Annotated in this window: 21 protein-coding genes; 3 read left to right on the top strand and 18 right to left on the bottom strand. The window is 56.0% G+C overall.

What is annotated here, in order from left to right; genetic code table 11:
- Positions 1 to 52: 52 nt before the first annotated feature.
- Positions 53 to 1,201 (top strand): AI-2E family transporter, encoded by a 1,149-nt coding sequence (locus NNL35_RS11045; protein WP_254553364.1) that lies wholly within the window; start codon positions 53 to 55, stop codon positions 1,199 to 1,201.
- A gap of 51 nt (positions 1,202 to 1,252) precedes the next feature.
- Here the strand turns inward: NNL35_RS11045 and NNL35_RS11040 are convergent, their stop codons facing one another.
- The 10 genes from NNL35_RS11040 to alaS all read right to left on the bottom strand — a co-directional run bounded on the left by NNL35_RS11040 (position 1,253) and on the right by alaS (position 14,384).
- On the bottom strand, positions 1,253 to 3,094 hold the full coding sequence (locus NNL35_RS11040) for a peptidoglycan D,D-transpeptidase FtsI family protein (RefSeq protein WP_254553363.1): 1,842 nt from the start codon (positions 3,092 to 3,094) through the stop codon (positions 1,253 to 1,255).
- Positions 3,095 to 3,212: 118 nt separating this feature from the next.
- A complete protein-coding gene (locus tag NNL35_RS11035) occupies positions 3,213 to 5,321 on the bottom strand; it encodes a methyl-accepting chemotaxis protein (RefSeq protein ID WP_254553362.1) in 2,109 nt (702 codons plus the stop codon).
- A 1,476-nt stretch (positions 5,322 to 6,797) separates the two neighbouring features.
- Positions 6,798 to 8,141, bottom strand: a complete 1,344-nt coding sequence (locus NNL35_RS11030) for a peptidase U32 family protein (RefSeq protein ID WP_006676960.1) — start codon at positions 8,139 to 8,141, stop codon at positions 6,798 to 6,800.
- Positions 8,142 to 8,158: 17 nt separating this feature from the next.
- Positions 8,159 to 9,094, bottom strand: a complete 936-nt coding sequence (locus NNL35_RS11025; protein WP_006676959.1) for a peptidase U32 family protein — start codon at positions 9,092 to 9,094, stop codon at positions 8,159 to 8,161.
- 17 nt (positions 9,095 to 9,111) lie between these two features.
- Entirely contained in the window at positions 9,112 to 10,173 is a 1,062-nt protein-coding gene (gene mltG / locus NNL35_RS11020) for an endolytic transglycosylase MltG (RefSeq protein ID WP_006676958.1), read from the bottom strand.
- Positions 10,174 to 10,254: 81 nt separating this feature from the next.
- Positions 10,255 to 10,554, bottom strand: a complete 300-nt coding sequence (locus NNL35_RS11015) for a DUF1292 domain-containing protein (RefSeq protein ID WP_006676957.1) — start codon at positions 10,552 to 10,554, stop codon at positions 10,255 to 10,257.
- Positions 10,551 to 10,847, bottom strand: a complete 297-nt coding sequence (locus NNL35_RS11010; RefSeq protein WP_006676956.1) for a DUF1292 domain-containing protein — start codon at positions 10,845 to 10,847, stop codon at positions 10,551 to 10,553. The genes NNL35_RS11015 and NNL35_RS11010 overlap by 4 nt, the downstream gene beginning before the upstream one ends.
- Positions 10,848 to 10,856: 9 nt before the next feature.
- Complete coding sequence (gene ruvX / locus NNL35_RS11005; RefSeq protein ID WP_006676955.1) at positions 10,857 to 11,273, bottom strand: Holliday junction resolvase RuvX; 417 nt, start codon at positions 11,271 to 11,273, stop codon at positions 10,857 to 10,859.
- Positions 11,274 to 11,322: 49 nt separating this feature from the next.
- Positions 11,323 to 11,583, bottom strand: coding sequence for an IreB family regulatory phosphoprotein (locus NNL35_RS11000; protein WP_006287029.1), 261 nt, complete (start codon positions 11,581 to 11,583; stop codon positions 11,323 to 11,325).
- A gap of 158 nt (positions 11,584 to 11,741) precedes the next feature.
- On the bottom strand, positions 11,742 to 14,384 hold the full coding sequence (alaS, locus tag NNL35_RS10995; protein WP_254553361.1) for an alanine--tRNA ligase: 2,643 nt from the start codon (positions 14,382 to 14,384) through the stop codon (positions 11,742 to 11,744).
- A 961-nt stretch (positions 14,385 to 15,345) separates the two neighbouring features.
- Between alaS and NNL35_RS10990 the strand changes: the two genes are divergently transcribed.
- A complete protein-coding gene (locus tag NNL35_RS10990) occupies positions 15,346 to 15,513 on the top strand; it encodes a hypothetical protein (protein ID WP_254553360.1) in 168 nt (55 codons plus the stop codon).
- Positions 15,514 to 16,041: 528 nt separating this feature from the next.
- Here the strand turns inward: NNL35_RS10990 and NNL35_RS10985 are convergent.
- The 8 genes from NNL35_RS10985 to cymR all read right to left on the bottom strand — a co-directional run bounded on the left by NNL35_RS10985 (position 16,042) and on the right by cymR (position 25,840).
- Complete coding sequence (locus tag NNL35_RS10985) at positions 16,042 to 19,356, bottom strand: SwmB domain-containing protein (RefSeq protein WP_254553359.1); 3,315 nt, start codon at positions 19,354 to 19,356, stop codon at positions 16,042 to 16,044.
- Between the two features lie 230 nt (positions 19,357 to 19,586).
- Positions 19,587 to 20,657 carry an AI-2E family transporter gene (locus tag NNL35_RS10980; protein ID WP_006679677.1) on the bottom strand — a complete coding sequence of 357 codons (1,071 nt, stop codon included), beginning with the start codon at positions 20,655 to 20,657 and terminating at the stop codon, positions 19,587 to 19,589.
- A gap of 50 nt (positions 20,658 to 20,707) precedes the next feature.
- Positions 20,708 to 21,193 carry an anaerobic ribonucleoside-triphosphate reductase activating protein gene (gene nrdG / locus NNL35_RS10975; protein WP_254553358.1) on the bottom strand — a complete coding sequence of 162 codons (486 nt, stop codon included), beginning with the start codon at positions 21,191 to 21,193 and terminating at the stop codon, positions 20,708 to 20,710.
- Complete coding sequence (locus NNL35_RS10970) at positions 21,190 to 23,148, bottom strand: anaerobic ribonucleoside triphosphate reductase (protein WP_254553357.1); 1,959 nt, start codon at positions 23,146 to 23,148, stop codon at positions 21,190 to 21,192. The genes nrdG and NNL35_RS10970 overlap by 4 nt, the downstream gene beginning before the upstream one ends.
- A gap of 233 nt (positions 23,149 to 23,381) precedes the next feature.
- Positions 23,382 to 23,597 (bottom strand): hypothetical protein, encoded by a 216-nt coding sequence (locus tag NNL35_RS10965; protein WP_006679674.1) that lies wholly within the window; start codon positions 23,595 to 23,597, stop codon positions 23,382 to 23,384.
- Between the two features lie 26 nt (positions 23,598 to 23,623).
- The gene (locus NNL35_RS10960; RefSeq protein WP_111155257.1) at positions 23,624 to 24,121 is read right to left on the bottom strand and encodes a PRC-barrel domain-containing protein; all 498 of its coding nucleotides are present in this window, start codon (positions 24,119 to 24,121) and stop codon (positions 23,624 to 23,626) included.
- A 116-nt stretch (positions 24,122 to 24,237) separates the two neighbouring features.
- A complete protein-coding gene (locus NNL35_RS10955; RefSeq protein WP_254553356.1) occupies positions 24,238 to 25,401 on the bottom strand; it encodes a cysteine desulfurase family protein in 1,164 nt (387 codons plus the stop codon).
- A 19-nt stretch (positions 25,402 to 25,420) separates the two neighbouring features.
- Complete coding sequence (gene cymR, locus NNL35_RS10950) at positions 25,421 to 25,840, bottom strand: cysteine metabolism transcriptional regulator CymR (protein ID WP_006679671.1); 420 nt, start codon at positions 25,838 to 25,840, stop codon at positions 25,421 to 25,423.
- Positions 25,841 to 26,155: 315 nt separating this feature from the next.
- On the opposite strand from cymR, the gene NNL35_RS30370 reads away from it, so the two are divergent.
- Positions 26,156 to 26,461 carry a DivIVA domain-containing protein gene (locus NNL35_RS30370; RefSeq protein ID WP_276540129.1) on the top strand — a complete coding sequence of 102 codons (306 nt, stop codon included), beginning with the start codon at positions 26,156 to 26,158 and terminating at the stop codon, positions 26,459 to 26,461.
- Positions 26,462 to 26,586: the final 125 nt, after the last annotated feature.

The raw sequence follows: 26,586 nt of genomic DNA, 5'->3' as shown, positions 1-26,586 counted from the left end.
TCGTGTACAATGGGATCCAAGAATAGAATAGGGAGCAAAGGAGTTATTTTTCATGATCGCGTTTTACCGCAAATATTGGAGAACGGCTTTTGACATTGGACTACTCATACTGACGATCTACCTTATCATGTATAGCTTCAGTTATCTGTACTCCATCGCCAAGCCTATTTTCCTTGCCTTCATTGTGTTCATGCTCATTGAACCGCTAGCCGGATTTCTCCATCGACGCGGCGTCAACAAGGCGATCGCTTCCGCCCTGTCGGTAGGGCTGTTTATTCTGCTTATTCTGGGCGCTATTTTTGGTCTTGGCTTCATTGTGATGAAGCAGGCCATAGAGCTTCAACAGAGAATGCCCAAATATATTGAAGTACTTCAGAAGGAATTTGCGAACATTACCGCGTTCCTTCATCAGAAATATGAGACGCTCCCTGAAGACGTGACCACGCGCCTGAATGAGTATGTCGGAACGATCGCGAAGAAAGGCTCGCAAATAGCGCTCGATTTTTTAAGCTGGATTATCAATAATATTTCCTCCTTCTCGGCGTTCACCGTCAATTTTGGCATCGCGATTATACTGGCTTACTTCCTCAGCATCGAGATCGATACGTGGAGAAGAGCCGCGCGCACTCATACGCCCAAAACATTTCGACATGCATATACGTTCCTGAAGGAAAATGTCATTAAAGGGATCGCCGCCTATTTGAAAGCGCAGCTGAAGCTGATCTCGATTACGTTCGGCATCATTTTCATCTCGCTGCTGCTCCTTGGCGTGAGCAATGCGTTTCTTATCGGCCTCTTGTCCGCTTTGTTCGATCTGCTGCCGCTGCTCGGCGTTCCGGTCATTTTTATTCCGTGGATCGTATACCTGTTCATCGCGGGGAATAGCTGGCTCGCCATTTGGCTCACCGTCGTTCTGGGCGTCACGCTGATTACTCGACAAATATTGGACCCGAAAATTACGGGCAATACGTTGGGCGTGTCTGCGTTTACGATGCTCTCCTTTATGATATTGTCTTTGTCGTTATTTGGTGTCGTGGGGGTCGTACTGTCGCCTATTCTTCTTATTTTGGTCAAGGCTCTCTATGATCAAGGGTATTTGAACAAATGGATTCGTATGCCAAAAGAAGAGTTCGATGCCTCCCCTTTCCCGGAAGGACCGACGGGGAATGACGGAACCGTGCGGGATACGGACAATAAATAATTTTCCTGCCGGCACGAAGCCGCAGCCGCGCGGACAAGCCTGAACAGGCGGTTACCGCGTGCTGCGGCGCGGCAAGCCGGAATTCTCATGCGCTGCGAGCACATCCATCACTTTGCCGAATAAGGCGGTTGCCCGGTGGGACGTCCCGGCAGGCTCATCCTCAAAGACGACGCTGACCGCATATTTGGGCTTCTCCACCGGGCCATAGCCGACGAACCACGTATGCAGCCGCCCGCTTCCGTAAGCATCAGCCTGTGCGGTTCCGCTCTTGCCCGCCAGCCGCCAGGCCGCTTGGCGAAGCGACTGTCCCGTCCCATAGGCGACGGTATCCTCCATCCAATGACGCACCTGTCTCGCCGTCTGCGGCTTCATCACCCGTTCGCTTCCTGTTCCGGCATCGAAGCGGGCGAAAGGAAGCCCGTTCGCATAACGGATCTCCTGGACGAGACGTGGCTCCCCTGGGACTCCGTCCTGAAGCAGAGTGGCGACATAATTGGCAGCCGCCAACGGCGTCAGACGCACATTGCGCTGTCCGATGCCAAGCTGCGCCCGCTCTCCCCCGTCAATCATCCCGTTATCCTCTCCCGCTGCAAATATCCGGCTCGTCTCTTCTCCATCAAAATGCTTCAACCCGTTATGCCCGCGGCCATCCGAGGAGCTCATGCCGACAGTGGCTGCCATCCCTGACCGCTTGGCATACGACTCTAGCTCGGCGGCGCTCATCCGTTCTGCAAGCTCGGCGAAGACGACATTGCAGGATTCCGCCAACGCTTCACGCAGTGTCAACGTTCCGTGCCCGTCCTTGAGCCAGCAGGATAGACCGTATTTGCCATAGTCGCCGCTGCAATGGAATCGTTCCTGCGGATCCGTGATTTGAGCTTCGAGCGCGGCAGCAGCGATGAACAGCTTATACACGGAGCCCGGGGGCAGCGCTTTGAGCGCACGGTTATTCCAGGCCCCCTGCTCGGGCATCACATGATTCGGGTCGGCGGCCGGGCGGGATACCATCGCTACGACATCGCGCGTCGCCGCATCGAGCACGACGACAGAGCCCTTCTTCATGCCCGCTTCATCCGCGGCCTGCCCAATCGCAGCCTCGATCTCGCGATCCGCCGTCGTGATAAGCTGCAGCGGATAATACGGATTGTCCGGACGGCGGATCCGGATATCGAGACCATACAGCGGACGCTGATCCGCATCGGTATAATGGACGAGTATCGTCGGCCCGAGGCTCCGCAGCACAGGCTCGAACGACCGCTCCAGTCCTGACATTCCGCTCGTCCCGGACATGCCCGCCTTGCCTTGCTCCCCGGCGGATTGCGCGACAAATCCGATCCATTGCGGCGTATCCTTGCCGAGCGGATACCGGACCGTTATCGGAAGAGAGCGCACCCCGTCCCAGCCGGAAGCATTCAGCCGCCGGGACTGCTCCGGCGTAAGCGGATGGGGCAGCTTGCCGTCGCGGGACGAAGGCCATACGAGCGGTTCAGTAGCGCTCTCCCAGCGCGCCCGCACGTCTCGTTCCGTCGTATGGAACCAGAGCGCAAGCGTGCGTACCGCTTCGGATGGTATCGAATCGCGATGAACGGGGAACAGGACGGCGGCCTGCACGGCCGCACCCGTATAGGGACGGCCGTTGCGATCCAGGATCGACCCCCGGCCGTCGTCGAGCACGATGCCTCGTTCCCGCTGAATAATGGAACGCTGCAGAAGCGTATGCCCGCCCCCCTGGACAGGACGATGCGTCTCGATAAGCTGTAGCCAGCCGAGCCGCATAATATAGATGCCAAGCACCGCCGCAATCAAGATGCATGCCGCCGCTATGCGCCCCCGGGCAAGCGTAAGCAGCCCGGCAAGCTGGGCCATGCTGATTTTCTTTTTATGCCCCTCCATGCCAATCCTCCTTCCGCGGATCCTTCAATCTAGCTGGCTCCTATGTCCAGTATCGACGGAAACGCATACAAAAAAACTGCCCCCTGACAGCAGAGGGCAGTGTAATGCCGGCATTTCTTTATTTGAGTTGAAATTGAGCAAGCCGCTCCATCAGATCCTTCGAGACGGATTCCAGCTCTTGCGACAACGACACTAGCTGTTCGGAGACCGACTTTTGCTCCCCGCTCAAGGAAGCGACTTCTTCCGTTGTCGCTGCCGACTCTTCGGCCACCGCCCCGACATTCGTCATCGCTTCCGTCAGCATGCGCTGCGTCTCATCCAGCTCGTTGACCGCTTCCGTCGCCTGATCCAGCTTCGCCATGAACAGGCCCATATTCTGCTGAACTTCCTGGAAGAGCGAATCGGCTCCATGCACGGCAGCGAGCTGCTCCTCGAACACCGGCCGGATCCCGCTTAGCATCTCGATCGTCTCCGACATTTCCCGTTCGATCGCTTCCGTTCTGTCCCTGACATGCTCAATCGCGCGCGCCGACTCATCCGCCAGACTGCGGATCTCATCCGCGACGACAAGGAATCCGCGTCCCGCTGAACCTGCGCGTGCCGCCTCGATCGCGGCGTTCAACGATAAAATATTCGTCTGCTTCGCAATCTGCGTCAGCAGGTCAAGAATATTGCGAATCGCCCCTGACCCCCTCTTCAGTGCATCAACCTTGCCGACAAGGGCGTGAATGCGTCTCTCGGTCAGTCCGGTTTTGCGCCCAAGCTCTTCCATAAAAGCGGAGCCGCGCTGTCCGGCCGCCTCCACTTCCGTGGCCGCACTGTACATTTCCACGTTCAGATCGATGACATGCAGCATTTGCGCCGACGTGCGGCCGGTCCACTCATTGCCCCGCTCCGCTTCGACAGCCAGCATCGTCGAACCGTGCGCAATCTCTTCCGTAGCCAGCGCAATCTCCTCGGCGGACTGAGAGGTCGCGCGGGATGCCTCCGTCAGCTTCCCTGCCGTCGCCAGCACGGCCTGGGCGGATTCCTCCGTCCGTCCGACCAATTCGCCGATCCGGCCCATCATCGCATTGAAGCTGGCCGCAACCCGCCCGATATCATCCTGGGAGCGGTGCTTCATCTGCAGGCCGAGCCGGCCCCTCGCTCCCTCCTCCATCAGGTGGCTCAGCCGTTCAAGCGGGTAGCCGATGCTTCGGATGACATACCAGCCGATAAGCAGCGCTACGCCAAGCGAGATGGCGATCGCCGCCCACGAAATATTCCGGATCGTGATCGTATCCTGAAGCAAGACGCTGGACGGCGTGAAGCCGTTCAATGTCCAATCGGTCACCGGGGAACGGTAATAAGCGCCAAGAAGCTCGCTGCCGTTCACATCCGAGGCCCGTCCTCGCCCGCTAACCGTGTCCGGCTCGGCAGCAAGTCGGATGCGCGGCGGTTGGCTAACGGCTTCCGTCTGCTCCGTGAAGACCAGCTTGCCTTCGCCATCTACGATCTGGGCGAAGGCGCCCTCCTCTGTCTTCCAGTGGATCTGCTGCTGTATCCCCGATAGATAGATTTCCACCAAGACAACATATTGCGTTTTTCCCGTGTATGTATTTTTGACGGAACGGGCGAGCCCGAACGCCGCATCCGGACTGGCGCCGGAGACTCCGGTCGCCTTCGTAGGCAGCCATAGTACCTCCCCTGGCTGTTCCTGCGCCTGTGTGAACCAGCTCGCCTGGCGCAGCTCCTTGAGCTCTTCCGCCGATGCCCCGGATGTGAAGGAAGGCTCCTTCTCATTCACGGGAAGCAAGTAGATACCGTGCAGAGTCGGATTGCCGATCACATAGGATTTCAAGTGGTTCTCGACCCGAACCCGATTTTGCAGCTTCTCATATTCATTGCCCTCGCGCTGCAGCGCCGCTTCCAAAAAAGCGGCCTGTATATCTTGGTTGAACAGAATCTGGGTAGATAATTCGGCGTAGTTGGTGAAAAACAAATCCAGCTTCTCCCCCACTTGAATCAACGTCTGTTCCTGTGCTTGGGCGATTTGGCTTTGAATGATATTCCGTGCCTGAAAAAACGAAAACAGTCCCACCGAACCAACAAGAAGCGCAATGCTTGCGAAAAAGACAAGAAACAGCTTCATCCCGACCGAACGAAGCGGATGGAAAGAATGTCTAGTAACAGAAGCGCGTTGTTCCCTAGCATGATGCGGTTCGGATCCGCGTAATCGTGTACCCATCGACAGCACCTCTCCTCCATCAACAATATCAAGGTCATTCGCCCTATAACTATGTCTTACGCACTACTTCGACAGCTCCGTGCGGAATCCCTTTCGCATATTTGGAAGCGCATCCACGATTTTGTGACTAAATGTGCACAAAAATAAAAATAAATAGAACCAAACGATCAAAAAACGATGCAGCAAACCCCACCCTTGCACGCACTTATGGTTGCCCTCCCCAACACTCAGGTTGCTGCCTAGCTTAACTTTAATCTGCAAAGTCAGTCTCCCCTGCAATCCCTTATGAAGACTCTCCCAACGGGTCAGGAGCCCTTCCCTGTCTTATGGCATGGTCTTCCAACCGTTCAGGTGAACTCGCACGTCTTACGTTCATTATCCCAACCGCTCAGGCGTCCTCGACGTCTTACGTTCATTCTCCCAACCGTTCAGGTGGGCTCACACGTCTTACGTTCATTCTCCCAACCGTTCAGGTGGGCTCACACGTCTTACGTTCATTCTCCCAATCGTTCAGGTGGGCTCACACGTCTTACATTCATTCTCCCAACCGCTCAGGTGGGCTCACACGTCTTACGTTCATTATCCCAATCGTTCAGGTGTCCTCGACGTCTTACGTTCATTATCCCAACCGTTCAGGTGTCCTCGACGTCTTACGTTCATTATCCCAACCGTTCAGGTGTCCTCGACGTCTTACGTTCATTATCCCAATCGTTCAGGTGTCCTCGACGTCTTACGTTCATTATCCCAATCGTTCAGGTACGCCCGCATGACTTATGGTGAGTCTCCCAACCACTCAGGCTCCAACACATGTCTTATGACAATCTCCCAACCGACAAGGGGTTTTGATTGACTCACTAAATTAGGATTAGGTAACTTCCTGTCCAACGGCATACTGCTCATATGGAGCATTCAAAGTATACTTGTAGACTTTCCTGCGCAATGGGGATAGCGCTTATAAGGCAGCGTGACTTACTTGAAATATTTCTGAGCAGAGGGGATATTGTACATAAGGAACATTCGTGGCATAATTGCCCTTCCTGCCTAACGGGGATACTGCTCATATGGAACATTCAAAGTATACTTGTAGATTTTCCTGCACAATGGGGATACGGGGATACTGCTCATATGGAGCATTCAAAGCATACTTGAAAACTTTCCTGCGCAATGGGGATAGCGCTTATAAGGCAGCGTGACTTACTTGAAATATTCCTGAGCAGAGGGGATATTGCACATAAGGAACAGTCGAGGCATAATTGCCCTTCCTGCCTAACAGGGATGCTGCTCATATGGAGCATTCAGGCCATACTTGAACTCTTTAGCCGCAGCATTAAGCATTAGCAGAACCGCCTCCAGCCCCTATCTCAGCTGCTGCACAATTTCTCCCGCAACAAAATAAACGGCCCACCTGCACGCCCGATGGTTTACAAGTAATAAATAAAAAAACCTGCCCCTGGATGGGGGCAGGCTGGGATTCGGTTAAGCCTTTGCTGTCTTTTTCCGCATCATATCGAAGTAGCGAACCGGTTCGTTGACCTTCATTCGTACAAGCTGCAGCGGGTGTCGCGCGGCATCCAGTTCGTTGCCGTCGGTATCCCACAGCTTATCGATCGTCTGCTTGAAGAAGGTGCCGTTCGGGCCGAAGAACTCGACTTCCGTTCCCGGCTTGAAGTGGTTCCGCTGCTGGATTGTCGCCATGCCCGTTGCCGGATCGTAGTCCATGACCAGGCCGGCGAAGTCATACGGCGCCGCTTTCTCTTCCGGTTCATAAATATGATCCTCATGATCCGGCTCGTCATAGAAGAAGCCCGTATTGACGGGACGGTTCGCCGCCTTGCGAATCTCATCCAGCCATTCCTGCTTCAGTTCATAATTGTCCGGATCGGCCATATAGGCATCGATAACTTGGCGATACACGTTAACGACCGTGGCCACATAGTGAATCGACTTCATCCGGCCTTCAATTTTGAAGCTGTCGACGCCGGCATCGATCAGATCGGGCAGATGCTCAATCATGCACAGATCCTTCGAGCTCATCGAGAAGGCATGCTCCTCCTCATCCGCAAGGGCGAGCTGATTCACGCCAAGCCGGAATTGTTCCAGCACCGGAATGCCGGCAGCCTCCTCCGGAGTGACGACCCGATCGGGATCCGGCCGCCCGTCTTCGAACAGATCATATTTCCATCGGCAGGATTGGCAGCAGCCGCCCCGGTTCGAATCCCGGTTCGTGAAATGATTGGACAGCACGCAGCGTCCCGAATAAGAGGAGCACATTGCGCCGTGGATGAACGCCTCGATTTCGATGTCGACATGCTGCTTCATCTCTACAATCTCTTCCAGGCTGGTCTCCCGAGCCAGGACGACACGCGGCGCGCCTTCCTCCTTCCAGAATTGGACCGTCTGCCAATTGGCGATCGATTGCTGGGTGCTGACATGCACCTCGAGCCCTGGCGTCACGCGCTGTGCCGTCTCGATAATAATCGGATCCGCCGCAATGATGGCGCTGATGCCGACCCGCTCCAGTTGACGCAAATAGTCCTCAATGCCTTCCAGATCTTCATTATGAGCATAAATGTTCGTCGCCACGAATACTTTCGCTCCGTACTTCCGGGCGAACTCTACGCCTTCCCGCATTTCCTCGAAGCTGAAATTGTCCGCATTCGAGCGCAGACCGTACTTCTGTCCGCCGATATAGACGGCGTCTGCGCCATAATGAATCGCGAACTTCAGTTTCTCCAGGTTCCCGGCGGGAGCGAGCAATTCGGGCTTATCCAGTCGATACCGCTTGCCTTTCCATTTGGCAGGCTTCGCTTCGGTTGTCATCGCTGTTCGCTCCCCTCTCAATACACCTGATCTTTATAGAAAAACCCAAACGACAGCTCGCGCTCCGGATCTTGCACGGCCCGGATGCGATCCATCCACTCTTCCTGAAAACGGTACTGCTCCGGATCGCGAAGATAGCTGTCAATCGCTTCCCGATAGACCTTCACGACCGTCTCATTGTACGATACAGGCTTCAGCAGCCCTTCGATCTTGAAGCTGTCCACCCGCGCATCCAGCAGCGGCTTCAGATCCTCGAGCACGCAGATATCATCCGAGCTCATAATATGCGTACCATTCGCATCCTCGAAGATCGGGTATTTCTCCTCACGACGTTCCTGCTCAATAAGGAACAGCTTCCGGCTCATATCGGCACGGCCCATCTCGTCACGCTCCCCGATATGTGCGAAGTAATGATTCACCAGATGCCGCTTGGAATGATAAATATTCGTCATGCCATGCACTTGAATCTCCACATCCATGTCCGGCAGCTGCTGCTTCATTTCCAGCACCTGTTCCATATTCAGCTCGCGCGCCGCGACGATGCGGCTCGCACCGCGCTTCTGCCAGTATTTCGCCGTCTTGTAGTTGGTGGACGTCATCTCTGCGTTCCAGTGCAGCTTCAGCGAAGGCGCGGCTGAGCGCGCGGTCATCAGCACGGCAGGATCGCCGAAGACAATCGCATCCACCTTCAACTCCTCCAGGCAGCGCAAATAGTCGGCCAATTCTTGAAGCCTGTCGTTGTGAAATATATTATTCACCGCCACATACAGCTTCGCCTCGCGGGCGCGGGCATGCAGCAAGCTTGCTTCAATGCGATCGGGCGTCATATTGCCCGGCAGACGCACTCCGTACTTCTCTTCCCCTACCAAGACCGCATTCGCGCCAGCTTCAAGCAGACGCGCGACCTCTTCCGTGCTGCCGGCGGTGACGAGCAATTCGGGTTGATACGTCATCGTTCCTTCCCCACTTTCTATTCCCCTGCTGTCTGTTTGCTTTTCTCGATATTTTTCAAATGGTCTTCATACGTTTTGGCGAACAAATGAGTGTAGCTGCCGTCTTTTTTCGTAACATAGAACAAATAGTCGGAAGGCTCCGGATGCAGCACCGCCTCAAGCGACGCGCTGCTCGGACTCGCGATCGGACCCGGCGGCAAGCCGTCAATCTGATACGTATTATAAGGGCTCTCAATATCCAAGTCCTTATAATACAGCCGTTCCTTCGGCTTGTCCAGCGCGTACTGGACCGTGGCGTCAATCTGCAGCTTCATGCTCTGCTTCATGCGGTTGAAGATGACCCCCGCCACAATCGGGCGCTCGTCATCGACGACGACCTCACGTTCGATCAGCGACGCAGCGGTCAGCCATTGATGGAGCGTTAGATTTTTATTTTGCAGCTCATCTTCCCAGCTCGGGGAGATGTCCATCAGCCGCTGCTGCATCTCCTCCAGCATGCGCACGATGATCTCTTCCTCGCTGCTTTCTTCCCTCATCTCATACGTCTCTGGGAATAAATACCCTTCCAGCGGATGCTTGATGTTGTCGTCGGTCGGAATATGTGCAGCCAAGTCAGATTGCCCTGATAACCACGAAATGTCATTCGTCAGCTTGAGGAAGTTTTCCTTGTTCACAACCCCTTCGTCAGCCAGCTTGTCTGCAATCTGCGCGACCGTATAGCCTTCCGGAATCGTAAAGCGGATCATTTTGTCCGGCACGACGTCGCCCTGGTTCAAACGGGCAATAATCTCGTCGTAAGTAACACCGGGTTGGAAAGCATATGTCCCTGCCTGAAAGCGGGAGCCTTCATTTTTATATTTCAAATAACCTTTAAAAATAAGTGCATTCTTAATGACGCCCTCTGCTTCCAGGCGGGAAGCGATGCTTGACGTTCCCGTGCCCGGCTCGATAGTGACGGTAATCTCGCGATCCTCGGTCGGCAGGGGCTGCATGCCGTTCCACACATAACCGATTACGCCGGCTCCCGCCACGATAATCAGAATGAGGAAAGCGGTCATTACCTTCGTTCCAGTCTTCATTCTTCCACGCTCCTACATGGAAAAAGAGCGGAGATTCCGCCCTTTTTCACGAGTTCATTATCACTGTCTGCGATGGCGCGGCTAGAATTGATCGGCGAACGCGATCTCGTCGTAGCGCTCCATCACGTCTTCCCATTCTTCGTCATCGTCTATCGTCTCAAGCTGCCAGCCGTTGTCGCCTTCCGGCACGATGCGGAACAGATCCGGCTCCGCGTCCCTGCCTTCGCCCGGTTGCAGCACGGCGTACGCCCGTCCGCGATATTCGAACTCCGCGACAAGAGACCAGGTTCGGCTCTTCCCGCGCTCGTCCGTCATCTCCACCGCGTCGCCATAGACGCTCTTCAACCGCTCAATGAACCGGATGCCCTCATCGGTGCTCACGCTTCATCCTCCTCGGAGCTGACCAGCGTATTGAATGTCTCTTCTACGATATTCCATTCTTCTTCATCTTCGATGATGTACAGCTTCAGATCATCACCGTCTTCTTCATAGCGGAACGCATATACTTCATCGGTCTCTTCGTCTTCGGAATCAACAGGAATTACCATCATATATTTCCGATCAGAACCATCCACTTCGAATTTCATGATGACCTCAAATTCTTCTTCATTGCCCTCATCGTCCGGGATATAAATAATTTCCGGTTCCTCTTGCAAATAATTGTCCTGTGTCATGGTAACCCCTCACCTTCTTGATTGATAGTCAAGATACGTCTGCAAAATTATGGTTGCCGCCATCTTATCAATGACTTGTCTGCGCTTCTTCCGGCTTACATCCGCTTCGAGCAAAGCCCGCTCCGCCGATACCGTACTCAAGCGCTCATCCCACAGGTGAACGGGCAATCCGAACGACTGCTTCAAGACTTCAGCATATGACATACTTATTTCGCCCCGCGGTCCAATCGTTCCGTTCATGTTCTTCGGCAATCCGATAACAATTTCCTCGACGCCGTGTTCCTTGATGATGTCGCCAATCCGGCGCAGGTCGTCTTCCGGCTTCCGCCGAACGATGACTTCGAGGCCTTGCGCCGTCCAGCCGAACGCGTCGCTGACCGCGACCCCGATCTTGCGGTCCCCGTAATCCAAGCCGAGAATCTTCATTATCGTCTCCTATGTCTGCTTCCGATGAACTCGGGAGCCCGTACGCTTGTTAACGGTGATGATTGAGATAGAAGCGCACCAGCTCCTCGATCAATTCATCCCGCTCCTTCTTCCGTACCAGGCTTCGAGCATTGTTATGCCGCGGGATATAAGCGGGATCCCCGGATAGTAGATAACCGACGATTTGGTTGATGGGATTGTATTCCTTCTCGACAAGGGCATCGTAGACAGACAGCAATATATCCTGGCTGGATGCCTCCTGCTCCTCTGCCTTCACATTGAACTTCATCGTCTTATCCATGGAATTCATCGCCGACACCTCGCTTTACTCTTATCATAACACATACCCGAACAAACGAGAAAATATTCCGCTTCATAGCCTGTATTATTCAATAAATTTTTGTCGAAACGATGAAGCGTCAGGTTTGTTCTTATTTTACTATTTTCCAGGCGGCTGGATCAACAGCCCTATTTGCCGCTTTCCAGCTGCTTAGCCACCAGCTCATCCAGCAGGCGAAGCGCATCGTCGATCTTGCCCGGATCTTTGCCTCCGGCCTGAGCCATGTCCGGACGGCCGCCTCCTCCGCCGCCGCAGACGGAAGCCAGCTCCTTGATCAGCTTGCCGGCATGCAATCCTTGCTTCACCAGTTCCGGAGCGACGGCGACGACCAGGTTCACCTTGCCATCGGCTGCAGATGCCAGCGCGATCACAGAGCCTGGAAGCTTCGCCTTCAGCTCATCGGCCGTCGTGCGCAGCGCGTCCATGCCGCCGGCATCGACCTGCGCCGCCAGCACCGGAATCCCCGCCACGGAGCGGACCCGGTCGGTCAGTTGACCCGCTTCGAGACTGCTCAGCTTCGCCTTCAGCGATTCATTCTCGCGCGCCAGTTCCTTCTCGCGGGCGAACATCGCCTCGACCCGCTTCGGCACGTCGGCTGCGTTAGCCTTCAACAGGCCGGCCGCCTGCTTCAGCAGATCCAATTGGGATTCCATATATTGATAAGCATGGCGGCCCGTAACGGCTTCCAGACGACGGACGCCGGAGCCGATCCCGCTCTCGCTCACCACTTTGAACAATCCGATCTCCGACGTGTTCCGGACATGACATCCGCCGCACAGCTCGATGCTGTAATCGCCCACTTGGACAACGCGCACGATATCGCCGTACTTCTCGCCGAACAGCGCCATCGCGCCCAGCGCCTTCGCTTCGTCAATCGGCTTGGACTCGATAACGACGCCGATGCCGTTCCAGATCTGCTCGTTGACCCGGCGCTCGATCTCTTGCAGCTCGTCCGGTTGGATAGCGCCCAGATGCGTGAAGTCGAAGCGAAGCCGCTCCGCCTCCACAAGGGAGCCGGCCTGATTGACATGCTCGCCGAGCACCTGCTTCAGGGCTTTGTGGAGCAGATGGGTCGCGGTATGGTTCTTCACGATGTCTTCCCGTTCGGCGCGGGCGACCGCCGCCTGCACAGTCATGCCTGTGCGGAGCGAGCCTTCCGTTACCCGGACGACAAGCACATGCTGTCCATGAGGCGCCTTGAACACCTCTTCGACGACGGCTGCCGTCCCCGGTGCGGTCAACATGCCGCCATCGCTCACCTGTCCGCCGCTCTCCGCATAGAAAGGCGTGCGTTCGAGCACGATCTGGCCTGTGTCTCCCGCCTTCACTTCCTCGACGGCTTCATTGCCGGCGAACATCGCGACAATGTTGGATTGGGTTACCAACTCATTATAACCAACGAACTCGCTTTTAATCGTCAATTCTGCCAGCGGTCCGCCCTGAATCTTCATGCTTGCGCCGTCCTGTCTCGCGGCACGGGCCCGTTCGCGCTGCGCCTGCATCGCTTCATCGAAGCCCTCATGATCGACCGTCAGCCCATGCTCGGCGGCATAATCTTCCGTCAGATCAAGCGGGAAGCCGTAGGTGTCGTACAGCTTGAACGCTTCTGCGCCGGTAATCTGCGTCCGTCCTTCCGCGCGGGCGGCTTCCGCCATTTCCCCGAGAATGGCCAGTCCATCGGCCAGCGTCTCGTGGAAGCGCTCCTCTTCATTGCGAATGACCTTCTCGATGAATTCGCGCTTCTCGACGATGTCTGGATAGTATCCGCCCATGACGTCGCCGACATGCGGGACGAGGTCGACGAGGAAAGGCCGGTCGATGCCGAGCACTTTGCCATAGCGGACCGCACGTCGCAGCAAGCGGCGGATAACGTAGCCGCGGCCTTCATTGGAAGGCAGTACGCCGTCGGCGACAGCGAATACCACCGTGCGCACATGGTCGGCAATCACCTTCAGCGCGACGTCGTTCTTCTCATTCTCCTTGTAAGTTACGCCGGCAATGCGAGCGCTAGCCTGAATAATCGGCTGGAACAAGTCGGTATCGAAGTTCGAGTCGACATCCTGCAGGATGGAAGCGAACCGCTCAAGCCCTGCGCCGGTATCAATATTTTTGTTCGGCAGCGGAGTGTAGCTGCCGTCTTTGTTGTGATTGAATTGAGAGAATACGAGATTCCATACTTCCAGATAGCGCTCGTTCTCGCCGCTTGGGTAGCATTCCGGATCATTCTCCAGCGTGCCGTACTTCTCGCCGCGATCATAGAAAATCTCCGTGCAAGGACCGCATGGCCCTTCCCCGATATCCCAGAAGTTGTCGTCCCCGGTCTTGATGATATGATCGGCTGGCAGTCCGATTTTCTCATTCCACAGCTTGTAGGCCTCTTCATCCTCGTTGTAGACCGTGACATACAACCGGGACGGATCGAATCCGATCCAGCGCTTGTCGGTCAGGAACTCCCATGCCCAGGTAATCGCTTCTTCTTTGAAATAATCGCCGATGGAGAAGTTGCCGAGCATCTCGAAAAACGTATGGTGACGGCGGGTCTTGCCGACATTCTCGATATCATTCGTGCGGATGCATTTCTGCGAATTGGCAATCCGCGGGTTATCCGGCTTCACGCGCCCGTCGAAATAGGGCTTCAACGGCGCCATGCCGGCATTGATCCATAACAACGATGGATCGTTATGCGGGACGAGCGAAGCGCTCGGCTCGATATGATGGCCTTTACCCTCGAAAAATTCCAACCATTTTGCGCGAATCTCACTGGCTTTCATGCGTACTGACGCCTCCATTTGTCACAAAATTATTCTTGAGTTCGGGGTAACTACCCCTTATACAAATAAATCGCCCCTGATAAATCAGGGACGATTGAATCCATCGCGGTACCACCCTGGTTATCCCCCGGCAAGAGACCGTCTCCGGACGGGCGGCTCATCGTTCAGTCATGCCGCAGTGCAGTCCGGCGGCCGTCCAGCGGGCGATCGCCTTATCGTTGATAACGGGTCCGACCCGGTGAAGTTCATTCACGCTCCAAAACTAGCGTTCAGCTGTTCTTCTCGATGAAGATTCTTCCACCCGGCTCGCGGTATCGATGCCGGAATCTTCTCTCTGGATCAAGGGCTGCAGCCTACTATGGGTTTTGTCTTCGCTTTATGCCTATTTGTGCCTATTTATCCGATAACATAGTATAAATAAACCGGCGGCGCTTGTCAATGACACCGTTGCCATCCCGTCCAAAGCCAGTCTTAAGCCGCGTCCGATTCCGCTTCTGAAGTGATGGCTGGCGCCGTCCCGGGCGAGTGTCATTCGCCCTGCCAGATTCGGCTATGGGGACTTGCATGCAGCGCCGAAAAGACCTGCACAATTACAGCTTTTCCCCGCTTCCCCTCCCCGAAAAGAAAAATCCTGATAGGATCAGGCTGTTGGAAAACCCCTGTTTTTTGCGAAGGGGTGGAGATTGTGCATTTTCCTAATCAAAACTTGGCTTTCAAAGCGTTTTCAATTGATTTTTTCTAGTGAGAGACGAGATCCACCACATAAAAAATGAAGTGGACAAAATTCCCACAGACTTCTCAACGGCCTGATTTTACGGGATCCAAGAGACCGGGTCGGATCCTGGGGGCATCATCGCCTCCAGGAGGTATCATCGCCTCGTGGCCTTCAGGAGGCATCGTTGCCTCTCGAGGCTTGAACATGTGGAGGGAATTGCTGCTATTTTACAGGAATTTCGGCTCAATGAGTCCACATCCCGAGGAATTGCTGCAAATCTACATCATTTTTGGCCCTCTTGCTTCATGTCGAAGCAAAACCGGTGAAATTCCTGCAGTTTTGCAGGATTCCCTTTCTGGTAAAGTCGTCCATATCGAATTGCTGTATTTGCGGAGGATTTCGCTTACCGAATAAGCGTAGAAATCGTGCAGGTTTGCAGATTTCGCTTACCGAATAGAAGTGTCTGGAGAAATCGTGTAGTTTTGCGGATTTCGCCTACCGGATAGACGTGTCTAGGGAAATGGTGCAGTTGTCAGGTCGTTGGAAAACCCCTGTTTTTTACGAAGGGGTGGAGATTGTCCATTTTCCTGCCCAAAACTAAGCACGCATAGCGTTTTAAATCGATTTTTTCTACGGAAAGACGAGATCCACCACATAAAAAATGAAGTGCCAAAAAATCCCTTGGACTTTCTCAACAGCCTGACCCGTGCAGCTTTTTTTCAATCGGGTGTGCCACGATGTGCATTTGAGACTGGAAATCACCAGCGCGACTTCGGGAGCGATGCTTCACATCTGTGCCCGAATGTGCCCGGAGCTGATTCATTCACTCCCGCCATCGCTCCCCCTTACAAAAAGAGCCCCCGCCGAGGCCTTCTCTCCTCGGCAGGGGGCCTTCCGGCCGCCCATGAACGCCATATGCCATGCGCAATGGGCCTCACCCAACTATCCCAAATAGTTAATCTGCTGCAGCATCCGCTTCAGCATCGCGGCCGCTTGCGCCCGAGTCGCCGTTCCCTTCGGATCGAAGGTGGTCGACGTCATGCCCTGCACGATGCCGCTCGTCACCGCCTTGCCGACCCCGGTCACGGCATAGCGCCCGATCTTGTTGCGATCCTTGAACTTGTTCAAGGCCCCCGGGTCGGCGGTGACGGCATAGCCGGTGTAATCCATGGCGCGCACCAGCATGACGGCCATCTGCTCGCGGTTGATCGACTCGTTCGGCCGGAAGGTCCGATCCTCGAAGCCACCGATAATGCCGGCCTTCGTCGCGGCGCCGATATAAGGCGCCAGCTTGCCGGACGTGCTCACGTCGCGGTACCCGGCGGCGGCGCTTGGATCGCCCTGCAGCCCGAGCGAGCGGGCGAGCAGCGTCGCGAACTGCGCGCGTGTAATGTTCGCGTTCGGCGCGAAGGCGGTGGAGCTGACGCCTTCAATAATATACTTGGAAGCCAGCTCGCGGATCGCTTCCCGCGCCCAATGGCTTCGAATATCTTGGAAGTCCTTGCTGCGGTCCATCATGGCGACCGCTTGATTGCCTTTGAACCGGAAGCTGAACACCGTTAATCCGGCTTCCTGCTTCATCACCGTCGGCACGAAGCCCGCCTTCGCCAGAGCGGCATCGTAGCGGACAGCCGAAGCGTTCCCGCTATCGACATAGCCGGTCGTGCGCACCTTGTACTCCAGCTGCGCTTCAAGCGCCCGCGGGCTGGCCGAACCGGCGTAGGTGGAAGCGTAGAAGTCGACCGGCTGCACGCGGATGTTCGCTCCTGTCGCCTGAAGATAGCTCGTCAGCGCATTCGCGTCCGCCCCTGTCGGCTTCTCAGCCTGCAGGAGCAGATAGGCCGCGCTGCCGCCCCAGTCGCGCTCCAGCCGGCCGAAGTCGAGCTCGCGAAGCGGCACCGAGTACAGGATGTCGCCGTACCGGATCGAGAAGACGGCATCGCTCGCTTTATTGTACACTTCCTTCAGTGCTGACAGCGGAACGGCCACCATCGCCGCGCGTTCGGAGACCGGCACATCGAACGCCAGATAGTTGCGTGTGCCGTTTTTGATGACATATTCGAATGAGGACTTCAACTTGCTTGCCGGCAGCGTATACCGCTTGACGGACTGGCCATAACGCGAGCGATCGGAGGCCGTATCCGCCGCCGAGCTGGACAGCACAAACCATCCGCTGTCCAGGAACCAGTCATGCGAAGCAGGCTGGATGTCGCCGGGACGCACCGAACCGTCCGTCTCGTTCGCGGCCGCTGCGTTGGCGAACGATGAGACCGCATTGCCGGTCAGATCCCGCAGCGGATTCGTGCCCGGCGCATAGGAGACGGTCACGGTGCTGTACGGGTTCACGCTCTCGTCGAGCGCCAGCGTCACCTTGTCGTCCTTGACGGAGGCGCTCTTCACCCGCACGCCGGCACCGTCCGCCTGAACGGAGAACTGGGATGGCGCCGGGGCCGGCGATTCCCGCAGCTTCTCCGAGAAGGTCAGCGTCACTGAGGCGCCCTTGACCGAAGCGCTACGCAGCACCGGCGCCTCATTGTCCGTCTTGTTCGCGACCTTCGCCAGCGTGAAGGCGGCAGCCGCATTGCCGGACAAATCCGTCAGACGGGGATCGGCCGGCGCATAGGACACGGTCACCTCGTCATGGTCGGAGACGCTGGAATCGAGCGCCAGCTCCACGACATTCCCGCGGATCTGAACGGCCTGGACATAGCGTGCCGTCCGGTTCACCAGCACCGAATAATGGCTCCGATGCGGCACCTGATCCGCCTTCAGACCTTCGTTATACACCAGCCGCAGCACACTGCCGTTCACTTCGGCCGCCTCCAGCACCGGCGGCTTCGTATCATTCAGATTGCGCACATACTGCTCGCTTATCGCAGGCACTGGATTGCCGGCCCGGTCCTGCAGCGGGTACCGGTCAGGCGCATAGCGCATCTTCACGACCTGGCCGTTCGTAATGAGGTGAAGCAGCGAGAGCGTCACCTTGCGCCCATCCTGGGAGATGCGGGTAATGGCTCTTGTCTTGCCGTCCACCCAGACGGTGAACTGATCTGCGGCCTTGGACGATACCGCATCAAGGTCTTTGTTGAATTCGAAGACGATCTGCGTCCCCTTGGCCGTCACCTGCTGCAGCTTCGGCAGCGTGGCATCCGTGGTATCGCTGACCGGCGTCCGGTCAAGCGCGGCTGCGGCATTGCCGGCAGCGTCCTGAATATTCCGGTCCTTGCCCGGCGTATAGCTGATACGCACGACTTGACCGTAGGCGATGCCATTCTTCAGCTTCACGTCGACGGCGCTTCCCGCTACCGCCACATTCGCAATGCTCCGCGAATCTCCGTTGACCGTGACGGAGAAGCGGGATGCCGGCGGTATCGATGCGGGGTCAAGCGCCTCGTTGTAGGTCAGCCGGATCGTATCGGCATTCTGCATCGAAGCCGACAGGAGAACCGGCGCCGTGACATCCTGCTTGCCCGTCGCGAACCGCCAGGCGTTGTCCCCCTGCAGCCCGGGATAGGCCTGTTTGCTGCCATTGCGCAAGGCACCTGCCGTAATTTCCACGATATATTCCGTATCGGGCTTCAGATCCAGCACCGGATCAATCGTAATCGACCTTGTGCCATCTCCGCTGATCCGGTTCGATGAAGCGGAGATCGCTTCATACACCTTGCCGTCTTTGGCGGTTTTAATGAGGATACTGCCTTCCGATCTCCAGACCGGTTCATTGAACGTGAGCGCCAGATTCGCATCGACGCGCACATCCTTCTGTCCACGGGCGGGCGCCAGCTGCTCCAGCATCGGAATGCCCTGCTCCGCCTTCGTCGTGAACGACCAGACCGTCGGATCGTAAATGCCAAGGAATTCCCCCTTCCCGCTCGTGAAGGTGCCGTAGTCGACCTGCACCGTATACGTTGTGCGATAATCCAGCTTGACCGAAGGCGTAATGACCGCCTTGGTCCGCTTGTCGTCGAGCCGGACTTGATCGCTATCTACCGCAATCGTCTCCATGGTCTCGCCGCTTCGCTTTTTGATCGTAATATGTCCTTTGCTCTTGCTTACCGCCTCGCCGAACACCATGCTCAGCTGCGGTTGAATCTCGATGTCCTCCGAGCCGGAACGCGGCGTGACGGAATCAACGGTAATGATGTGCCAGGCTTGGTCTGCGCGAGCAACTTCGTCGGGTGACTGCGCCAAGGCCGTGCTGATGGACAGCTCCATCGCCATTGCCGCCGTGAGTAAGACGGCCAATGCTCTTTTCACGTGTGAACCCCTCCTTTGGTCGAACCGACCGATGTATCCTTGCGGATGTGCCGTACGGCGGTGCTCCTTCGCCGCACCCACTTTCTTTAACGCAAGCGGGGCACCATTTGTTGTTCGCCAGCGAGAGGCGTTAACAAATCACATCTTAGGTAGGGGGTCAAAAGTTCGGCTGGAGCTTGTTCATTTCCAGCGTTTCTCCTCTATTGCTGCTATAGTCATCCCGACTTCGGTCACACCGTTTTGCGACGCACGTAATACGTGAACACATGAGACAAGACGACTTTCAGCGCCGCAAACACCGGCACGGCCAGAATCATTCCGATGATGCCGGCGAGCTGTTCTCCGACGAGCAGAGCAAAAATAATCGAGAGCGGATGCATATGCAGCGTCCGGCCGACCACCTGGGGCGAAATTATGTTCCCTTCGAGAATTTGACAGATCGTATTGACGGTAATGACGAAAATCATCATCTTCAATGACATGGTCGAAGCGACGATCAGAGCGGGAGCCGCTCCGAAATACGGCCCGAGATACGGAATGACGTTGAAAATGGCCACGAACAGCGCCAGCAGCAGCGGATATGGCAATCCGATCAGCCAGTAGCCGACATAAGCCAGCACCCCGATAATGGCGCAGACGAGGACTTGCCCCCGGATATAGCTGCCGAGCGCGTTATCGATTTCTTTGAGCATCATCACCATATGCTTGCGGTGCGTCTTCGGAACATAGGCGATAACGGTTCGTTCGAACACATTGAAGTCTTTCAAAATATAGAAAATCAAAAAAGGAACGATAAGCGCCATCATTAGGACGTTGAGCATATCGCCGAGGTTGTTCATAAATTCCGTGATCACCTTGCCCACCCGCTGCTCCATCCCGTAAATCCAATCGTTCAGACTGCTCCGGACGGACGTCGGCATCAGAGACGACTCGCTGAGCCCGTCCATCAGCTCCGCCGCCTTCGCATTCAAGTGAGGCATCTGCTCGTTCAATTCCTCCAGCTGCTTCATAATCATCGGAATCATATTGATGAGCAGCACGGTAACGCAGGCGATGAATACCGCATAAATGAGCAGCACCGCGATCGGCCGGGGAACTTTGCGCTCGGACAGCATATTGACGACCGGATTGAGCACATAAGCGATAATCATCGCGATGAGGAACGGGGCAACCACCGACTTTACTATCCCGTATACATTGCCGAGAAGCGGCTTCAACAAGTACAAGTAATACAAGATGAACAAAGCGAGCAGCACATATACGCCATAGACGAACAACTTGTTTTTCCAAAAACGCTCCACTGTATTCCACACTCCGTTCGGACGAGCATCATACAGTAAAGTATGTGTAGCTAAGTGAAAATTAACTCGTCCGGCTGGCCGTTCCTCATCTTCCAGATGCGCTGATTGTCGCTGCCGCGGAAGCGAAGGCCGGGACGGCGGCGATCGATCAGGAAACGCCCGTCCACGAGCACATCCGTCAGCCGCAGCAGATCCCGCTGATCCCGGGTTCCGTCCTGCAGCAGCTCCTCCACCGTATATCCGGTGTAGCACCAGACTGTCCGGCCTGCGTCCTTCACGATGCGGGCCAGCTTGGCCAGCCCCCGGGCCTGGAGGAAGGGCTCCCCGCCCGACATGGTGAGATCGGTTAGCGGATTGGAGAGCACATCATCCGCCACCGCCTCGACGCTCATCAGCGTGCCGCCGTCGCTGCGCCAGGAGCTTCGATTATGGCATCCCGGGCAGCGATGGGGACAGCCGCTGACGAACACGACCGTCCTTAGCCCTTCGCCGTCCACGACGCTATCATGCACAATCGACATCACCCGCAAGCTCATTGATGCTTCACCCGCTCGGTCTCCTCTGTCCGCTTGGCCGAGTTCCATTTGCTCATATCGCCGACCAGATAACCGGTAATGCGGCGAATGCGCTCAATGTCATCATCGGTGCCGCCGCATACGGGGCATGCCTCCTCGATCGTGTCCTGATGGCCGCAGCGGCGGCAGCGATCGACCGGATGGTTCATCGATCCGTAGCCGATCCCGTGCTCTGCCATGGCGCGCACAATCCGATCGAGCGCTTGCGGATTCGCTTTGGCACTGCCATCCAGCTCGACATAGGTAATATGGCCGGCGTTGCACAAGGCATGGTACGGCCCTTCGATGCGGATTTTGTCATACGCCTTGATCGGATAATAGACCGGAACATGAAATGAATTCGTATAATAATCGCGATCGGTAATTCCCGGAATGCGGCCGAAATCATCCCGATCGCGCTTCGTGAATTTGCCGGACAGCCCTTCTGCCGGGGTCGCGATAAGCGAATAGTTCATCCCGGTGGAAGCCACAGCTTCGTCCATCCGGCGGCGCATATGGCCGACAATGTCAAGACCGAGCTGGCGCGCCTCCTCGGATTGACCGTGATGGGAGCCGGTCAGGGCGACAAGCGCCTCGGCCAGCCCGATGAAGCCGACGCTGAGCGTGCCCTGCTTCAATACGTCACGCAGCTCGTCCTCCGGCTGAAGCCGCTCGCTGCCGCGCCAGACGCCCTGCTGCATCAGGAAGGCAAAATCGCGGGCGCGCTTTCCCCCTTGATATTCATAGCGCGCGGCCAACTGTCTCACGGCAATGGCCAGCATATCGTCCAGCAGGCTGAAAAAAGCTTCCTTCGTGCGGGCCAGCAGCGCGATCCGCACCAGATTCAGCGAGGTGAAGGACAGATTGCCGCGTCCCTGCGGCGTCGAGGGGCCGTTCACATTGGCCATGACCCGAGTGCGGCAGCCCATGTAACAGACCTCGCTCTCCGGCGTCCCGTCGTCATGCTCCTTGTTGAAAGACGCATCGAGGAAGGCGAAGTTCGGGAACAGCCGCTCCGCCGTCGTCGCCAGCGCCAGCTCGTACAGATCGCGGTTCGGGTCTTGCTCCGCGAAGTTGACGCCTGTTTTTACTTTGAAAATCTGGATCGGGAAGATCGGCGTCTCTCCCTTGCCCAAGCCCGCCCTCGTCGCCAGCAGCAGCTGTCTGACCAGCATGCGCCCTTCACGCGACGTGTCGGTGCCATAATTGATCGAGATGAACGGAACCTGCCCTCCCCCGCGCGAATGCATCGAGTTGGCATTATGTACGAAGGCTTCGCATGCTTGGTATACGTCGCGCTCGGTCAAGCGCCATGCTTCCTGCTCCCGGTCGAGCTCCGGCTGCAGCGGCAGCGATTCCAGATAGGCCAGGTGGCGCCGGAACGTCTTGCCTACATACGGGGCAAGATCGTAATCGAAGGCGGGATAGGCCTGGCCGCCATGCTGCTGGTTCTGATTCGCCTGCAAAATGATCGAGGCGAGAGCGAGCGCGCTCTTGATATCCTGCGGCTCCCGCATATGACCGTGGCCGGTATTGAAGCCCCGCTTCAGCAGCTGTCCGAGCGGGATTTGACAGCAGGTCGTCGTTCCGTACGCGTAGAAATCAAGATCGTGAGGGTAAAGCAGATTATCCTCCACCGCTTCCCGCGCTTCCGGGGCGAGCAAATAGTTCATCGCATACCAACGCGAGCATTCGCTGGCCATCTTGCTCATGATGCCCATCGGTGATCGGCCGTCCACATTCGCATTCTCGCGCATCAGATCCGAATCGCTGTCCCGCACAATCTCGTGCAGCGATGCCGTCAGCGGATGATTGTCCCGCAGCGTCCCGCCATCCCCCTTCCGGGCGCTCCCCCATGATGCCCAAGGCATCGGTCCGGCACCTCCCGCACTCTCTTCGGCAACGTTCCCATCGCGCAATCGCGGCATGATCGTCATCGCTACTCCACCCTTTCCTATCGTTTCTATTGATAATCTAACACCCTGAAACACTATATGTAGTATTAGTATTTTAAAAAAGACACAATATGTATTATCTACAAATGCGAAAGGTTGCAATATGAGATCGGTCACAGCCGGGCAGCCGCCGGAACGGCAAAAAGCGCCCATGCACCGCCTCGGGGGCAGCATGAACGCTTTTGTTCGCTTTATTCCACTTTGTGTTCATTCCGTTATGAAGAAGCATGGGCTTCCGGATAGGGTGGTGTCATAAACTCATCGCCAAAAAATAAATCGTCGAGCGAGCTCAACGTTCCGTCTTCCTCCACCTGGAACACCGACATTTTATCGCCGTTAACGGTCAACTCGATAAAGCATCCCCAGCAATAAAACTGGTGGGCGCCAATTTTCCCGATATCTTTGGAATTGCAATTCGGGCATCGCATCATCGTTCTTCACCATTCCGTCCATTAGACTAATTTGATTGTGCACTTGCGCCTCCGCTCTCTTCCACGACGATTACATCGGTGCCCCATGTCAAGCGGCTCATTCCTTCAATCTGCCGTCTTCCTTCCAGAAGGTCCGCAAGCAGGCCGTCTGAAATTTCCAGGCCTGTTATCTGGTTACCCATATTGGGCTGAAAATAAACGTCGGCGACCCATCCGAGCTGGGAGCCTTCCGAAGTCATGACCGGCAATCCCTTCAATGCCGCCTCTCCCGACAGAAATGCCCGTTCCAGCGAGGCGCTGTCCTTCATCTGCACGGCTTCGCCGCTCGTAATCATGACCGCGTCATCCCCGCATGCGGTCACATCCTCCCACCGTATCAGCATGTCCTGCTTGCGAACGCGGCTGACAAGCTGAAGATGGGTAATCTTCCAATCGGGAGTGATGCAGATATCTTTCACTTTGGACACTTGCTTACCCGTACCGATATCGAACACGGGCAGACCGATCAGCTCCAGCAACTTCATTCAGGGGCCCTCCTTCGGTTCATGGCACATACGGCTGCGCCGCACAGGCGCGCCGCTCCGCCGATAGCGCTCCATTCGCCGCGGGTCCCGCCCCTCGATGATGTCTAGCGGACTCCTTAATTTCTACTACGGACGCGATTGGCGATGGTTGCAATTTGTTGCGACACAATATCGGCTTGCTCTATAGTATTGCCCAATCCGAAGCTGAATCTAACGGCGGTGCTCGTGCGAAGCTCGGACAGCTTCATCGCTTCGAGCACATGAGACACTTCCAGGGAACCGGAAGTGCAGGCGGAGCCGCTGGCTGCCATGATGCCCGCGAGATCAAGATTCATCAGCAGCGTCTCTGTCGGAACGTCCAGCACGCTCACATTCAGGATGTGAGGCAGATGCTGCTCTGGATGCCCATTGTACGCAACCCGATCTCCCAGCCCGTCAACCAGCTTCGACCACAACTCAGCCCTGACTCGCTTCGTCTGGCGCACCTTATCCTCCCGCTCGTCCTCTGCGACGCGAAGCGCGGCCGCGAAGCCCGCGATGCCGGCCACATTCTCCGTACCGGCCCGGCGCTTCCGCTCCTGATTGCCCCCGTGCAGCATCGGCTCCCAATCGGTCCCTTGACGGATATATAAGCAGCCGACTCCCTTCGGCCCATTGATCTTGTGGGCGGAGAAGCTGGCCATGTCGACCGGCCAATCCTTCAGTTGGAACGGCAGCAGTCCCAACGCCTGAACGGCGTCGGTATGCATTACAATCCCCTGCTCGCGCACCAGCTGGCCGATCTCGCGAATCGGCTGAAGCGTGCCCACTTCGTTGTTGCCCGTCATTACGCTCACCAGGCAAGTATTCGGCCGGAGTGCCTCCTGAATGCGATCTGGCGCGACGAGGCCCGTCTCGTCCGGCGCGACGTATGTCACTTCCACTCCGAATTGCTCCAAATAACGGCAAGCGTGGAGCACCGCATGATGCTCCACTTCCGTCGTCACGACATGAGGCGGACGTTCCCGTCCATGCTTCCGCCAGGCGGTATGGACAACGCCGAACAGGGCTGCATTGTCGCTCTCCGTCCCGCCGCTTGTAAAGACGAGCTCCTGCGGCCGGCAGCCCAGCCGCTCCGCGATGCCGTCCCGCGCCCGGGTCAAGGCCGCTGTCGCTTCGCGGCCGGCGGCGTGAACGCTGGAGGCATTGCCGTACACGTCCCGCATGACGGCGATCATCGCTTCCGCCGCCTCCGGGTGAAGCGGCGTCGTCGCGGCATGATCGAAATAAATTCGTTCCATTTCGGTTCCCTCGCGATCGTCAAATATAGAACATATAGCTTTCCTGCACGTTCTCATCCTTGTACGAAATCAGATCCGCAAGCGTTGTCGAATCGAGCACCTGGGCGATGCTGTCGCGAATGCGAAGCCACAGATCGCGCTTGGCCGGATCGTCCTCTTCCGTGAAGTCGACCGGAGAGATCGGGCCTTCCAGCACGCGGATAATTTCGCCCGCCGTGACCTGCTCCGGGCTCTCCGGCAATATATATCCGCCGTACGCGCCCCGTATGCTCTTGACCAAGCCCGCGTTGCGAAGCGGCGCAATCAATTGTTCAAGATAATGCTCGGAGAGATTGTTCTTCTCCGCGATGCTCTTCAAGGAAGTCGGGCCTTCGCCGTAGCTCCTGGCCAGCTCCATCATAATCGTCAGCCCGTAACGGCCCTTCGTTGATATTTTCATTGTTACACCTCATTTATTGGTTGTTCCTGTCCAATTCAATGTATTCCGATTAAGGCACCCCGTATATCGTAACATAACTATCTCCGTTATGGACAATAATCTGACAGGCTATTCGAATTTTATGAAGAACTTTCGCATAAAGTTCATTGGAGAATTAGGGGGATATTGTAGAATATGAGCAGACGCTCATTTCATTTTCGGCTCCCGGGCCCAATTTCGATTATAATGTAGATAATGGAACATTCGACGATAAAGTGCAGAGCATGAAGTTCAGAACATAAAGTGCAGAACGGTAGAGGAAAGGTAGAGTGCTCTATGATAAATGAAAAATTAGCGACCTCAAGGCCGACGGAACTCGGAGTCCGGTTCACTCCGCTCGAAATCCATAACCAAGAATTTGATCGCACGTTTCGAGGGTATGATGAAGATCAGGTCAACGAATATTTAGACCTGATTATTAAGGATTACGAGACCTACAACATAATCATTCAACAGCTGCAGGCACAGATCGCTGAGCTGCTGTATGAAGACGCTCCCGAAACGTCTGAGCCTGACATGGACAATATTGTGCAGCGGATTCGGGAGCTTGAAATCTATTCTTTCGGAAAGATAAAGGACTAGCGGTGAGTCAACGCGAAAGTTTCGCGGCAAAGCAGCCCATACTAGGAACATGAAGAGCTTGTTGATCGTTATTTTCCCCATCTCATTCAGCCGGTATGTTACAATAGAGTGATACTATAAATCGA

This window comes from Paenibacillus dendritiformis, assembly GCF_945605565.1.
Taxonomy (GTDB): domain Bacteria; phylum Bacillota; class Bacilli; order Paenibacillales; family Paenibacillaceae; genus Paenibacillus_B; species Paenibacillus_B dendritiformis_A.
This window is presented reverse-complemented; position numbering and strand designations above follow the sequence as displayed.